The sequence below is a fragment of the Micromonospora sp. AB353 genome (assembly GCF_049538395.1).
Taxonomy (GTDB): domain Bacteria; phylum Actinomycetota; class Actinomycetes; order Mycobacteriales; family Micromonosporaceae; genus Micromonospora; species Micromonospora aurantiaca.
Genome location: NZ_JBMVFV010000118.1, coordinates 1 through 13,378, shown reverse-complemented (window position 1 = coordinate 13,378; position 13,378 = coordinate 1). Strand labels below are relative to the sequence as shown.

The 13,378-nt window shown below is 72.9% G+C and carries 12 protein-coding genes and 1 pseudogene; 8 read left to right on the top strand and 5 right to left on the bottom strand.

Going from position 1 to position 13,378, the window contains the following annotated elements; genetic code table 11:
* Positions 1–49 precede the first annotated feature (49 nt).
* Positions 50–1,921 (bottom strand): DNA helicase RecQ, encoded by a 1,872-nt coding sequence (recQ, locus tag ACPCK6_RS27870; RefSeq protein WP_423482682.1) that lies wholly within the window; start codon positions 1,919–1,921, stop codon positions 50–52.
* A 197-nt stretch (positions 1,922–2,118) separates the two neighbouring features.
* Between recQ and rapZ the strand changes: the two genes are divergently transcribed.
* The 8 genes from rapZ to ACPCK6_RS27830 all read left to right on the top strand — a co-directional run bounded on the left by rapZ (position 2,119) and on the right by ACPCK6_RS27830 (position 9,139).
* Positions 2,119–3,015, top strand: a complete 897-nt coding sequence (rapZ, locus tag ACPCK6_RS27865) for an RNase adapter RapZ (RefSeq protein ID WP_135244018.1) — start codon at positions 2,119–2,121, stop codon at positions 3,013–3,015.
* Positions 3,012–4,016 (top strand): gluconeogenesis factor YvcK family protein, encoded by a 1,005-nt coding sequence (locus tag ACPCK6_RS27860; RefSeq protein ID WP_423482681.1) that lies wholly within the window; start codon positions 3,012–3,014, stop codon positions 4,014–4,016. Before rapZ ends, ACPCK6_RS27860 begins: the two co-directional genes overlap by 4 nt.
* A 54-nt stretch (positions 4,017–4,070) precedes the next feature.
* A complete protein-coding gene (whiA, locus tag ACPCK6_RS27855) occupies positions 4,071–5,051 on the top strand; it encodes a DNA-binding protein WhiA (RefSeq protein ID WP_018788213.1) in 981 nt (326 codons plus the stop codon).
* Between the two features lie 264 nt (positions 5,052–5,315).
* Complete coding sequence (gene gap / locus ACPCK6_RS27850) at positions 5,316–6,320, top strand: type I glyceraldehyde-3-phosphate dehydrogenase (protein WP_396882819.1); 1,005 nt, start codon at positions 5,316–5,318, stop codon at positions 6,318–6,320.
* A complete protein-coding gene (locus ACPCK6_RS27845; protein ID WP_396882820.1) occupies positions 6,317–7,516 on the top strand; it encodes a phosphoglycerate kinase in 1,200 nt (399 codons plus the stop codon). The genes gap and ACPCK6_RS27845 overlap by 4 nt, the downstream gene beginning before the upstream one ends.
* Positions 7,517–8,308: a triose-phosphate isomerase gene (gene tpiA / locus ACPCK6_RS27840; RefSeq protein WP_135241179.1), complete on the top strand. Its 792-nt coding sequence runs from the start codon at positions 7,517–7,519 to the stop codon at positions 8,306–8,308.
* 95 nt (positions 8,309–8,403) lie between these two features.
* Positions 8,404–8,664, top strand: a complete 261-nt coding sequence (secG, locus tag ACPCK6_RS27835; RefSeq protein WP_091420428.1) for a preprotein translocase subunit SecG — start codon at positions 8,404–8,406, stop codon at positions 8,662–8,664.
* Positions 8,665–8,794: 130 nt separating this feature from the next.
* On the top strand, positions 8,795–9,139 hold the full coding sequence (locus tag ACPCK6_RS27830) for an RNA polymerase-binding protein RbpA (protein ID WP_013287462.1): 345 nt from the start codon (positions 8,795–8,797) through the stop codon (positions 9,137–9,139).
* Positions 9,140–9,205: 66 nt separating this feature from the next.
* On the opposite strand, the gene pgl is transcribed toward ACPCK6_RS27830, so the two are convergent.
* The 4 genes and pseudogenes from pgl to ACPCK6_RS27810 form a co-directional block, all read right to left on the bottom strand.
* Entirely contained in the window at positions 9,206–9,976 is a 771-nt protein-coding gene (gene pgl, locus ACPCK6_RS27825; RefSeq protein ID WP_396882821.1) for a 6-phosphogluconolactonase, read from the bottom strand.
* Between the two features lie 69 nt (positions 9,977–10,045).
* The gene (locus tag ACPCK6_RS27820) at positions 10,046–11,062 is read right to left on the bottom strand and encodes a glucose-6-phosphate dehydrogenase assembly protein OpcA (RefSeq protein WP_423482680.1); all 1,017 of its coding nucleotides are present in this window, start codon (positions 11,060–11,062) and stop codon (positions 10,046–10,048) included.
* Positions 11,063–11,093: 31 nt separating this feature from the next.
* The gene (gene zwf / locus ACPCK6_RS27815; protein WP_194803175.1) at positions 11,094–12,608 is read right to left on the bottom strand and encodes a glucose-6-phosphate dehydrogenase; all 1,515 of its coding nucleotides are present in this window, start codon (positions 12,606–12,608) and stop codon (positions 11,094–11,096) included.
* Positions 12,609–12,658: 50 nt separating this feature from the next.
* Positions 12,659–13,378, bottom strand: a pseudogene (locus ACPCK6_RS27810) (glucose-6-phosphate isomerase); the annotation flags it as partial.

The following is a 13,378-nucleotide window of genomic DNA, read 5'->3' as shown; positions in this document are numbered from 1 at the left end:
GCGGAAGGGCCCGACCCCACCACGAGGGGCCGGGCCCTTCCGCGTGCCGTCAGGACTCGGTGAGTACGGCCAGGATCGCCTCGCCGTACTTGGCGAGTTTGTTCTCGCCGACCCCGTTGAACCGGGACAGCTCGGCCAGGGAGGCGGGGGGCTCGGCGGCGATCTGCCGCAGGGTCGCGTCGTGGAAGATGACGTACGCCGGGACGCCCTGTTCCTTGGCGGTGGCCGCGCGCCACGCGCGGAGCCGCTCGAAGACGGGCGCGGCGGCGGGGGAGAGGTCGGCGACCACAGTGGCCGCGCCCCTCGGCTTGGCGGACCGGCCGGCCGCCGGGCGCTCGGGCTCCTTGCGCAGCGTCACGGTACGGCGGCGGCCGAGTACGTCCGCGCTGGCCTCGGTCAGCGCCAGCGTGCCGTAGTCGCCCTCGACCGCGAGCAGGCCCTCGGCCAGCAGCTGCCGCACCACCCCACGCCACTCCGCCTCGCGCAGTTCGGTGCCGATGCCGAACGTGCTCAGCGCGTCGTGGCCGTACTGGTCGATCTTGTCGGTGTGCTTGCCGAGCAGGATGTCGATGCTGTGACCGGCGCCGAAGCGCTGGTTGCGCTCGCGGTCGAGCCGGAAGACGGTGGACAGCAGCTTCTGCGCGGCGACGGTGCCGTCCCAGGACTCCGGCGGTTCGAGGCAGGTGTCGCAGTTGCCGCAGTCGGCCACGCCGGTCTCGCCGAAGTATTCGAGCAGTTGGGAGCGGCGGCAGCGGACCGTCTCGCAGAGCGCCAGCATGGCGTCCAGGTGGGCGGCGAGGTTGCGCCGGTGCGCCAGGTCGCCCTCCGACGTCTCGATCATCTTGCGCTGCTGGACCACGTCCTGGAGCCCGTACGCCAGCCAGGCCGTGGACGGCAGCCCGTCGCGCCCGGCGCGGCCGGTCTCCTGGTAGTAGCCCTCCACCGACTTCGGCAGGTCGAGGTGGGCGACGAAGCGTACGTCGGGCTTGTCGATGCCCATCCCGAACGCGATGGTGGCGACCATGACCAGGCCGTCCTCGCGCAGGAAGCGCTGCTGGTTGGCGGCGCGGGTCGAGGCGTCCAGCCCGGCGTGGTACGGCAGCGCGGGGATGCCGTTGGCGACCAGGAACTCGGCGGTCTTCTCCACCGAGGCCCGGGACAGGCAGTAGACGATGCCGGCGTCGCCGGGGTGCTCGTCGCGCAGCAGGCTCAGCAACTGCTTGCGCGGCTCCCGCTTGGGCACGATCCGGTACTGGATGTTGGGCCGGTCGAAGCTTGCGACGAAGTGCCGGGCCTCGGTGAGCCGCAGCCGGGTGGCGATCTCGGTGCGCGTGGCCTGGGTCGCGGTGGCGGTCAGCGCGATCCGCGGTACGTCCGGCCAGCGTTCGTGCAGCATCGACAGGTTGAGGTAGTCGGGGCGGAAGTCGTGCCCCCACTGCGACACGCAGTGCGCCTCGTCGATCGCGAACAGGGCGATCCGGCCGCGTTCCAGCAGGCCCAGCGTGGACCGCACGGCGAGCCCTTCCGGGGCGAGATAGAGCAGGTCCAGCTCACCGGCGAGGTAGGCCGCCTCGACCCGGCGCCGCTGCGCGGGATCCTGGGTCGAGTTGAGGAACCCGGCCCGGACGCCGACCGCTGTGAGCGCGTCGACCTGGTCCTGCATGAGCGCGATGAGCGGCGAGACGACGACCGCCACGCCGTCGCGCACCAGCGCGGGGATCTGGTAGCACAGCGACTTGCCGCCACCGGTGGGCATCAGCACCAGCGCGTCGCCGCCGGCCACCACGTGTTCGACGATCTCCTGCTGGAAGCCGCGGAAGGCGTCGTACCCGAAGACCCGCCGCAACACGTCGAGCGCGTCGCCGGTCGGTGCGGAGCCGGCCGGTGCGGAGGTGGTCCGCTCGTCGGTGGGGGAGACCATCCGCGCAGTCTACGAGCGTCCCCCGACAGCGCCCGCCCGGCGAGCCGTTCCGGGGCGGCGACATGTTCCGGTGGTCACCCCGTGGAATCCCGGGCCGGGTCGCAGCCGTTAGAGTCGCTGATTGACCATGCGCGGCCGACCGGCCGCGGCGCCACGGCTGGGGGTAGCGGGTGAGCGAGGCGCGTACAGCGGGTGACCTGGGGCGGACCGAGGGGGAGACGGCGCCGGCCGAGTCGGACACCTCCCTGGTGGTGGTGACCGGCCTGTCCGGCGGCGGGCGCAGCACTGTGGCGCGGGCGCTGGAGAACGTCGGCTACTACGTGGTCGACAACCTGCCGCAGGCGCTGCTGCTGGACATGGCCGAGCTGGCGTTCAAGGCCGGCGGCGCGGCCCGGCGTACGGCGATGGTGCTGGACGTGCGCTCGCGCGCGTTCTCCACCGACCTGGCCGGGGCGATCCGCGAGCTGCGCGAGCGCGGCTTCCAGCCCCGGGTGGTCTTCGTCGACGCCGACGACGAGGTGCTGATCCGCCGGTTCGAGAGCGTGCGCCGCTCGCACCCGTTGCAGGGCGACGGGCGGCTCGCCGACGGCATCGCTGTCGAGCGGACGCTGCTGGAGGAGGCCCGCGAGCAGGCTGACGTGATCATCGACACCAGCCACCTGAACGTGAACCAGCTCCGGCGCCGGGTCGAGGAGCTGTTCGGCGGCGAGGACGCCCGCCGGCTGCGGATCACCGTGATCTCGTTCGGCTTCAAGTACGGCCTGCCGCCGGACGCCGACTTCGTGATGGACGCCCGCTTCCTGCCGAACCCGTACTGGGTGCCGGAGCTGCGCGAGCACACCGGCCGCGAGGAGGCGGTCAGCGCGTACGTGCTGGGCCAGGAGGGCGCCGACGCGTTCGTGGCCGGCTACGCCGACCTGGTCAACGCCACCACCGCCGGGTTCGAGCGGGAGGGCAAGCGCTACCTGACCGTGGCGGTCGGCTGCACCGGCGGCAAGCACCGCAGTGTGGCCATCGCCGAGGAGCTGGCCTCCCGGCTGCGCCACTCCGGCATCGCCGCGAACGCCCAGCACCGGGACCTGGGGCGGGAGTGATCCCGACCAGGGTGGTCGCGTTCGGCGGCGGGCACGGGCTCTCGGCGTCGCTGCGGGCGCTGCGTCACTGCGTACCCGAACTGGACCTGGACATCACCGCGGTGGTCACCGTCGGTGACGACGGCGGGTCCAGCGGCCGGCTGCGCGCCGAGCGCGGCGGCCTGCCGCCGGGCGACCTGCGGCAGGCGCTCGTCGCGCTGGCCGGCGACCACCCGGCCACCCGGCGCAGCGCGGCGTTGTTCCAGCACCGCTTCGCCGCCGCCGTGCCGCAGGCGCCGACGATCGCCGCGCCGGTACCGGTCGCGGTCGGCGACTCGCTCGCCGGCCACGCGGTCGGCAACCTGCTCCTGCACGGGCTCACCGAACTGCTCGGCGACCCGGTGGCGGCGCTCGACCACGCCGGGGCGATGCTCGGCGCGGTGGGGCGGGTGCTGCCGATGTCCCGCCAGCCGGTCGGGATCGAGGCCCGGGTCCGCGGCGCCGACCCGGAGCACCCGGACGAGGTGTCCACGGTGCGCGGCCAGCACCAGGTCGCGGTCACCCCGGGCACCGTCGAGTCGCTGCGGCTCAGCCCGTCCGCGCCGGCCGCGTGCGCCGAGGCGGTGACGGCGGTACGCGCCGCGGACTGGCTGATCTTCGGGCCGGGCAGCTGGTACACGAGCGTGCTGCCGCACCTGCTGGTGCCGGGGCTTGCGGACGCGATCGTGTCCAGCCCGGCACGGCGGCTGGTGACGCTCAACCTGGTGGCCGAGAAGGAGACCTCGGGGCTCTCCCTGCCCGACCATCTGGACACCCTGCGGCGCTATCTGCCCGAGCTCAAGGTGGACCGGGTGCTCGCCGACTCCACGGCGGTGGGTGATCCCGCGGCGGTCGAACGTGCGGCAGAATCGCTGGGTGCCCGGCTGGTCCTCGCTCCCGTCGCCGTCCTGGACGGCACGCCCCGTCATGATCCAGCCGCACTGGGCGCCGCGCTGGTGCCTGTCCTGCGCGCCGATCGTTAGACACGTACGTAATCACCGGCGACACGCCGGAACCGGTCCGTGAGGGGGCGCACTATGGCGATGACGGCTGCGGTCAAGGACGAGCTGAGTCGGGTCGACGTGCCCAAGCCCTGCTGTCGGCGGGCGGAGATGGCCGCCCTGCTGCGTTTCGCCGGCGGCCTGCACATCGTGTCGGGCCGCGTCGTGGTCGAGGCGGAGCTGGACACCGGCGCGGTAGCGCGCCGGCTGCGGCGGGAGATCGCCGAGGTGTACGGCTACCCGAGCGAGATCCACGTGCTCGCCTCCGGCGGGCTGCGCAAGGGCAGCCACTTCATCGTGCGGGTGGTCAAGGACGGCGAGGCGCTCGCCCGGCAGACCGGCCTGCTCGACGTGCGGGGCCGCCCGGTGCGCGGCCTGCCGCCGCACGTGGTGGCCGCGAACGTCTGCTGTGCCGTGTCGGCGTGGCGGGGCGCGTTCATGGCGCACGGCTCGCTCACCGAGCCGGGCCGTTCCAGCGCGCTGGAGATCACCTGCCCCGGCCCGGAGTCGGCGCTGGCGCTCGTCGGCGCCGCCCGCCGGATCGGCATCACCGCCAAGAACCGCGAGGTGCGCGGCGTGGACCGGGTGGTGGTCAAGGACGGAGACGCGATCGCCGCGCTGCTCACCCGCATCGGGGCGCACTCCAGCGTGCTGGCCTGGGAGGAGCGGAGGGTACGCCGGGAGGTGCGCGCCACCGCGAACCGGCTGGCCAACTTCGACGACGCCAACCTGCGCCGTTCCGCCCGTGCCGCGGTGGCCGCCGCCGCCCGGGTGACCCGCGCGCTGGAGATCCTCGCCGACGACGCGCCGAACCACCTGACCTCGGCCGGGCGGCTGCGCCTGGAGCACCGTCAGGCCTCGCTGGAGGAACTGGGCGCGCTCGCCGAGCCGCCGCTGACCAAGGACGCCATCGCCGGCCGGATCCGCCGGCTGCTCGCGCTGGCCGACAAGCGTGCCCGTGACCTGGGCATCCCGGATACGGAAGCGGCAGTCACGCCGGACATGCTCGTGGTCTGATAGGACTCGGGCGGCAGCGCACCGCGAGCGGGATCACCACCCGCCGCAGCGCGACACCGCGCGCTCGGATATGGTCGCTGCGTACGGCAAGGGGGCCGGAACAGGCGCTCCTCGCCGTACTCACCGCCTCGGGCGGTCAGGTCTCCGTGACCGCGGCGGGGTGGCCGAGATGACATGTCGACGGCCGGCTCCAACGGTCGGCGCACACACCTCCGCCGGCCCCGGTCTGGCGCCGGCGGACCAGAACGCGAGGAGATGGGACCTGTGACCATCCGGGTTGGCATCAACGGCTTCGGCCGGATCGGCCGCAACTTCTTCCGGGCAGTGCTGGCGTCCGGCGCTGACATCGAGGTCGTGGCGGTCAACGACCTGACCGACAACGCGACGCTCGCCCACCTTGTCAAGTACGACAGCATCCTGGGCCGCCTCCCGCACGAGGTGAAGGCCACCGCCGACGAGATCACCGTGGGCGGCAAGACCATCAAGGCGTACGCCGAGAAGGACCCGGCGAAGCTGCCGTGGGGCGAGGTCGGCGCCGACGTGGTCATCGAGTCCACCGGCTTCTTCACCGACGGCACCAAGGCGAAGGCGCACCTCGACGGCGGGGCCAAGAAGGTCATCATCTCCGCGCCGGCGAAGAACGAGGACGTCACCGTGGTCATGGGCGTCAACCAGGACCAGTACGACCCGGCCAAGCACAACATCATCTCGAACGCCTCCTGCACCACCAACTGCCTCGCGCCGATGGCGAAGGTCCTGCAGGACACGTTCGGCATCAAGCAGGGTCTGATGACCACCATCCACGCGTACACGCAGGACCAGAACCTGCAGGACGCGCCGCACAAGGACCTGCGCCGGGCCCGGGCCGCCGCGCTCAACATCGTGCCGACCTCGACCGGCGCCGCGAAGGCCATCGGCCTGGTGCTGCCGGAGCTCAAGGGCAAGCTGGACGGCTACGCGCTGCGCGTGCCGATCCCGACCGGCTCGGCCACCGACCTGACCGTCGAGGTCGGCCGGGAGACCACTGTGGACGAGGTCAACGCCGCGCTCAAGGCCGCCGCCGAGGGTCCGCTGCGGGGCATCCTCACCTACAACGAGGACCCGATCGTCTCCGCCGACATCGTGACCGACCCGGCGTCGTGCATCTTCGACGCGCCGCTGACCAAGGTGATCGGCAACCAGGTCAAGGTCGTCGGCTGGTACGACAACGAGTGGGGCTACTCGAACCGCCTCGTCGATCTGGTCAAGCTGGTCGGTAGCTCGCTGTGAGCATCCGTAACCTCGACGACCTGCTCGCCGAGGGGGTGTCGGGTCGGCGCGTGCTGGTGCGCGCCGACCTGAACGTCCCGCTCGACAAGCAGACCGGGGACATCACCGACGACGGCCGGATCCGGGCCGTCCTGCCGACGCTGAGCGCGCTGGTGCAGGCCGGCGCGAAGGTGGTCGTCTGCTCGCACCTGGGCCGCCCGAAGGGCGCGCCGGACCCGCAGTTCAGCCTCCGCCCGGTCGCCGGGCGGCTCGGTGAGCTGCTCGGTGCCCCGGTGCACTTCGCCGAGGACACCGTCGGTGACTCGGCGCGGGCATGCGTGGCCGACCTGGCCGACGGGCAGGTCGCGCTGCTGGAGAACCTGCGCTTCAACGCCGGCGAGACCAGCAAGGACGACGCGGAGCGGGGCGCGTTCGCCGACCAGCTCGCCGCGCTCGGTGACGCCTACGTGGACGACGCGTTCGGCGCGGTGCACCGCAAGCACGCCAGCGTGCACGACGTACCGGCCCGGCTGCCGCACTTCGCGGGCCGGCTGGTGCTGCGCGAGGTCGAGGTGCTCAGCCGCCTCACCGGCGAGCCGGAGCGGCCGTACGTGGTGGTGCTGGGCGGCTCGAAGGTCTCGGACAAGCTGGCAGTGATCGAGGCGCTGCTGCCGACCGTGGACCGGCTGCTCATCGGCGGCGGGATGTGCTTCACCTTCCTCAAGGCCCAGGGCCACGAGGTGGGCACGTCGCTGCTGGAGAAGGACATGGTCGAGACCTGCCGCAACCTGATGGAGCGCGCGCCGGGCAAGATCATGCTCCCGGTCGACGTGGTGGTGGCCGACGCGTTCGCGCCTGATGCCGCGCACGACACCGTGCCCGCCGACGGCATCCCCAGCCACCGGCTGGGCCTGGACATCGGCCCGGAGACGGTGGCCGGTTTCGCCGCCGCGCTGTCGCAGGCGAAGACCGTCTTCTGGAACGGCCCGATGGGCGTGTTCGAGATGGCGGCGTTCGCCAACGGCACCCGGGGTGTGGCCGAGGCGATCACCAAGGCCGACGCGTTCAGCGTGGTCGGCGGCGGCGACTCGGCCGCGGCGGTGCGCGCGCTGGGCCTGGACGAGTCCTCGTTCGGGCACATCTCCACCGGTGGTGGCGCCTCCCTGGAATATCTGGAGGGCAAGACCCTCCCCGGCATCGCGGCCCTGGAGAACTGAATGGCGAGCACGACCCGCCGGCCGCTGATGGCCGGCAACTGGAAGATGAACCTGAACCACCTCGAGGCCAACCTGCTGGTGCAGAAGCTGGCCGCGAGCCTGAACGAGAAGCAGCTCACCGACGTCGAGTGCGTGGTGCTGCCGCCCTTCACCGATCTGCGTACCGTGCAGACCGCCGTGGACGGCGACAAGCTGCTGATCGGCTACGGCGCGCAGGACCTGTCGCCGCACCCGTCCGGCGCGTACACCGGTGACATCGCCGGGCCGATGCTCGCCAAGCTGGGCTGCGGCTACGTGGTGGTCGGGCACTCCGAGCGGCGGCAGTACCACCACGAGGACGACGCGCTCGTCAACGCGAAGGTGTCGGCGGCGCTGGCGAACGGGCTCACCCCGATCCTCTGCATCGGTGAGGGCCTGGAGGTCCGGGAGCAGTCGGGTCAGGTGCGGCACTGCTGCGACCAGCTCGACGGCGCGCTGAAGGGGCTCACCGCCGAGCAGGTCACCAAGGTCGTCGTCGCGTACGAGCCGGTCTGGGCGATCGGCACCGGCAAGACGGCGACCCCGGACGACGCCCAGGAGGTCTGCGGCGCGGTGCGTAAGCGCATCGCCGAGACCTACGACGAGGGCACCGCCGAGCAGGTCCGGATCCTGTACGGCGGGTCGGTCAAGGCGTCGAACGTCGCCGCGATCATGGCGCAGCCGGACGTGGACGGGGCTCTGGTCGGGGGCGCCAGCCTGGACGCGGAGGAGTTCGCGCAGATCTGCCGGTTCCCGGAGCACATCACCCGCTGATCGCTCGCTATCCTTGACGCTGCCCGTCCACCGGTCGGTGCCGCAGTGCCCGACAGGTCCGGGCAGTGATCGCAACGAGAGGACTGACCCCCGCCATGCCGATCTGGTTCGCCTACACGATGATCACGTTGCTGGTCATCACGAGCGTCCTGCTCACCCTGCTGATCCTCCTGCACCGCGGTAAGGGCGGCGGGTTGTCGAGCATGTTCGGCGGCGGCGTCAGCTCCAGCCTGGCCGGTTCGTCGGTGGCCGAGAAGAACCTCGACCGCTACACCGTTCTGGTGGGAATCGTCTGGTTCGCGTGCATCGTCGGGCTCGGACTCTGGCTGCGGCTGCAGATGGCCAGCGGCACCTGAGTCGGCGCTGAGAAGCGTACAATCTGCGCGCGGTCCGTCACGGACCGCGCGCAGTTTTGTTTCTCCGCACGTCGCCCGTCGCCCACCCCCTCCGGCGGCGGTCCCCTCCGACGACAGGGAGCGAGCAACCGTGCCCAGCAACAACGTCATCCGCGGCACCCGGATCGGGTCCGCCCCCGAGCGGTTCGACCAGCGGGTGGAGCCCGCGCCGCGCCGCCCGGTCGTCTACTGGTGCCGCCACGGGCACCGGGTCGAGTTCCTGATCGCCGCCGAGGCCGAGACGCCCGCCGCGTGGGAGTGCCCGCGCTGCGGCGAGCCGGCCGGCCCCGACCCGGGCGACCCGCCGGGCCGCCAGCGCGCCGAGCCCTACAAGACCCACCTGGCGTACGTGCAGGAGCGGCGCACGCCGGAGGAGGGGGAGGCGCTGCTCGCCGAGGCCCTCGACGCGCTGCGGCGTCGCCGCGGCCGGGCCTGACCCGAGGTGTTAAGGAGGGGCCCCTTCTCTACCGGAGACGTTAAGAAGGGGCCCCTCCTTACATGCTCAGCGGAGGCTGCGCAGGCGGGGCGGCACGTTGCCCGCCGCGGCCCGGTCGAGCAGCCAGAGGGTACGGGAGACGCCCCGCACCCCGGCCGCGGGAAGCTGCACCGGCCCGGCCCCGGCCAGCGCCATGCCCACCGCCCCGGCCTTGTCCGCCCCGGCGGCGATCAGCCAGACCTCCTCGGCCGTGTTGATCGTCGGCAGCGTCAGCGTGGTCCGCACCGGCGGCGGCTTCGGGCTGCCCCGTACCGCGCTGACCGGCCGGTTGTCGTGGTGCACCGGGTGCTCCGGGAACACCGACGCCACGTGCCCGTCCTCGCCGACACCGAGCATCAGCACGTCGAAGTGCGGCACGATCGCGTTCCCGGGCCGGGCGGCGGCGGCCAGCTCCCGCGCGTACCCGGCGGCAGCCGCCTCCGGGTCGTCGCCGGCGGGGCCGTCCGACGCCGGCATCGGGTGCACCCGGGCCGGGTCCAGCGGCACCGTGTCCAGCAGCGCCGCCCGGGCCTGCGTCTCGTTGCGCTCCGGGTCACCGGCGGGCAGGAACCGCTCGTCGCCCCACCACACGTCGACCCGGGACCAGTCGACGGCGTCCCGGGCGGGTAGCTGCCCGACCGCCCGGTACACCGCCGCGGCGATCCGCCCGCCGGTCAGCACCACCGACGCCTGGCCGCGCTCGGCCTGCGCGTCGAGCAGCTTCACCACCAACCGGGCCGCCACCGCCTGCGCCAGCAGGTCGGGGTCGGCGTGTACGGCGACACTCGCCTCAGTCATCCGTCGAGCCCTCGTGTTCCGACCGCCCACCGGCGGTCACCTGTGCCTCCGACCACCCGGTCCGGGCGGTCACTCGTTCGCGGTCGCGCCCGCGTGCGCGGTCACGCCGGCCTCGGCCCGCTGGGCGGTCGCCGGATCCTTCCACACGTGCACCCGCTGGGCCGGACGCTGGTCGAGCCCGATGATCCCGGCCGCAGCGCCGAGCGCCTCCGCGTACACCTGGTCGGCGTCGAGGCGGCGCAGCTCCTCGGCCAGCTCGTCACCGAGCGGCCGGCGCACCAGCGGCAGCGTGCGGTCCTCCTGCCCGGTACGCCGGAACACCGCGATGCTGTCGTCCCGGGTGAGCGTCAGCTCGTCGCCGTTGGCGCAGCGCAGCTGCACCTGACGCATCCGCGGGAACTCCTCGGTGGCGGTCAGGATCGGGTCGATGCCGAGCCGGGCGTTGAGCCAGCCGCGCATCAGCGCCGCCGTCGGGTCCGACGGCGGCGCCACCACGCTCGCCTCGGTGACCCGGGCCTGGGTGGTGTCGAACGCGCCCGCCACGAGCGTGCGCCACGGGGTGATCCGGGTCCACGCCAGGTCGGTGTCGCCCGGCGCGTAGTCGTGCGCCCGCTGCCGCAGCGCGGCGATCGGGTCGGCGGCCTGCGCCGAGTCGGTGATCCGCCGGTCCGCGACCACACCGAGGAAGTCGGTGGCGATCTCCTCCGGCGGCTCGCCGTGCCACCACGTCACCACCGGTACGTCCGGCACCAGCAGCGGCATCACCACGGATTCGGCGTGCAGCGCGAGCCGCCCGTACATCCGGGTCACCACCGCCTCGCACGGCCCGAGCCGGCCGCCCACGACGATCTCCGCGTCCAGCCGGTTGCGGTCCCGCTCGACGTCGGAGCGGACCACCACGAGCAGCCGGCACGGGTGCGCCGCGGCGGCGATGGTGGCCGCCGCCTCGGCCTCGCGTACCCGTTTCTCGTCCACCACCACGATCAGCGTGAGCGCCATGCCACTGGCCACCCCGCCCGCGCTGCGCCGTTCCGCGGCCAGCGCCTTGACCACCTCGTTGCCGGTGGTGTCCCACAGCCCGATCAATGGAGCCTCCTGGTTCGCTCGCAGTGCTCGCTCACGCTCTCCGCCAAGCCCGGCCCTCGCGGGCCAGCATCTCGTCGGCGGCCCGGGGCCCCCACTCACCGGCCCGGTACGGCTCCGGGGTCGTGCCCTCCCAGGCGTGCTCCAGCGGGTCGACGACCTGCCAGCTCTGCTCCACCTCGGCGGCGTCCGGGAACAGCGTCCGGTCGCCGATCAGCACGTCCAGCACCAGCCGCTCGTACGCCTCGGGGCTGGACTCGGTGAACGCCTCGCCGTACTGGAAGTCCATCGCGATGTCGCGGACCTCCATCGTGGTGCCCGGCACCTTGGAGCCGAACTTCAGCACCACGCCCTCGTCCGGCTGCACCCGGATGACGAGCTGGTTGGGGCCGAGGGACTCCATGTCGGCGGCGTTGAACGGCAGGTGCGGCGCCTTCTTGAACATGATGGCCACCTCGGTGACCCGCCGGGGCAGCCGCTTGCCGGCCCGGATGTAGAACGGCACCCCGGCCCAGCGGCGGTTCTGGATGCCCAGCTTCACCGCCACGTACGTCTCGGTGGTGGAGCCCTCCGGGACGCCCTCCTCCTCCAGGTAGCCCTTGGCGCGCTCGCCGCCCACCCAGCCGGGCAGGTACTGGCCGCGCACGGTGTCCTCGGTGACGTCCCGCGGCACGGTGATCGCCTTGAGCACCTTGAGCTTCTCGGCCCGGATCTCGTCGGCGTCGAAGCTCGTCGGCTCCTCCATCGCGACCAGGGCGAGCAGTTGAAGCAGGTGGTTCTGGAGCACGTCGCGGGCGGTGCCGACGGAGTCGTAGAAGGCCGCGCGGGTGCCGATGCCGACGTCCTCGGCCATGGTGATCTGCACCGAGTCGACGTACTTGGAGTTCCACAGCGGCTCGAACAGGTTGTTCGCGAAGCGCAGCGCCAGGATGTTCTGGACCGTCTCCTTGCCCAGGTAGTGGTCGATCCGGAACACGTCCTTGCTGGTGAAGACGTCGTCGACCAGATCGTTGAGCGCCTTCGCCGACGGCAGGTCGTTGCCGAACGGCTTCTCCACCACCACGCGCCGCCAGCCGCCGGACTTGGCGTTGTCCGCCATGCCGGTGCGGGCGAGCTGCTTGAGCACCACCGGGAAGGCCGCCGGGGGGATGGAGAAGTAGAAGGCCGCGTTGCCGGCGATGCCGTGCGAGTCGCGCAGCTCGTCGAGTGTGGCGGCGAGGTGGTCGAACGCCGCGTCGTCGTCGAACGAGCCGCCGACGAACTTGATGTTGCCGGCGAGGCGGGCCCACACCTCCTCCCGCCACGGGGTGCGGGCGTGCTTCTTGGCCGCGTCGTGCGCCACCGACTCGAAGTCGCCGTCGCCCCAGTCCCGGCGGGCGAAGCCCAGGACCACGAAGCCGGGCGGCAGGAGCCCTCGGTTGGCCAGGTCGTAGACCGCCGGCAGCAGCTTCTTGCGGGCCAGGTCGCCGGTCACCCCGAAGATCACCAGGGCACACGGCTCGGGGATCCGGGGCAGCCGCCGGTCCTGCGGATCGCGCAGCGGGTTCACCGGGCCACCTCCTCCTGCGTCTCGGTCCGCTGATTCCAGGTCATTGATCGTCACGTGCGTGTCCGTCCGGCCGTTTCCAGGAGCTGGGCGGCACCCGCCGCCCGCTCGGTCAGGTGCAGGCGCAGCACCGGTCGCTCCCGGCCGGTCAGGGCCCGCCGGTCGCCGGCGGCCTGGGCCGCCTGGAGCTGCGCGAAGGTGTACGGACGACCGGGCACCTCCAGATCATCGGTGACCGCACCGGTGATCTGGAGATGCCGGCCGTGCGGGTCGGTGTGTTCGGCCCGGCGCGGTCCCCAGCCGAAGGTGACCGGCCGTCCGGTGGCGCGCGCCAGCAGCGGGCGCAGCCCGGCGACCGCCGTGTCGGCGTACCGGTCGAGGTACGCGGTCACCACGAGGTGTTCCCGTTCGCCCAGCCCGTCGAGCAGCCAGCGCAGCGCGCCGGTCAGGTCGGCCGGTGCGCCGCCCGGGGCGTACACCTCGATCGCGCCCTCGACCGACGACGGCGGCCCGCTCTCCGGCGCGTCCTCGGCCGCCACGGCGGCGGGCACCGCGAACGGGTCGGCCCGCAGCGTCACCGCAGCGGTGGCGGCCGCGTAGGCCCAGGTGAGCAGGTGCGCGCCGAGCGGGCCGTTGACGGCCACGTCGGCCGCCACGCCCGGCCCGACGCCGGGGCCGAGGGCGCCGCCGAGACCGACCGTGAGCACGCCCGGCCCGGTGGCGCCGGGGGAGTCGGGGGACTCCGCGACCACCGGCAGCAGCCGTCCACCGGT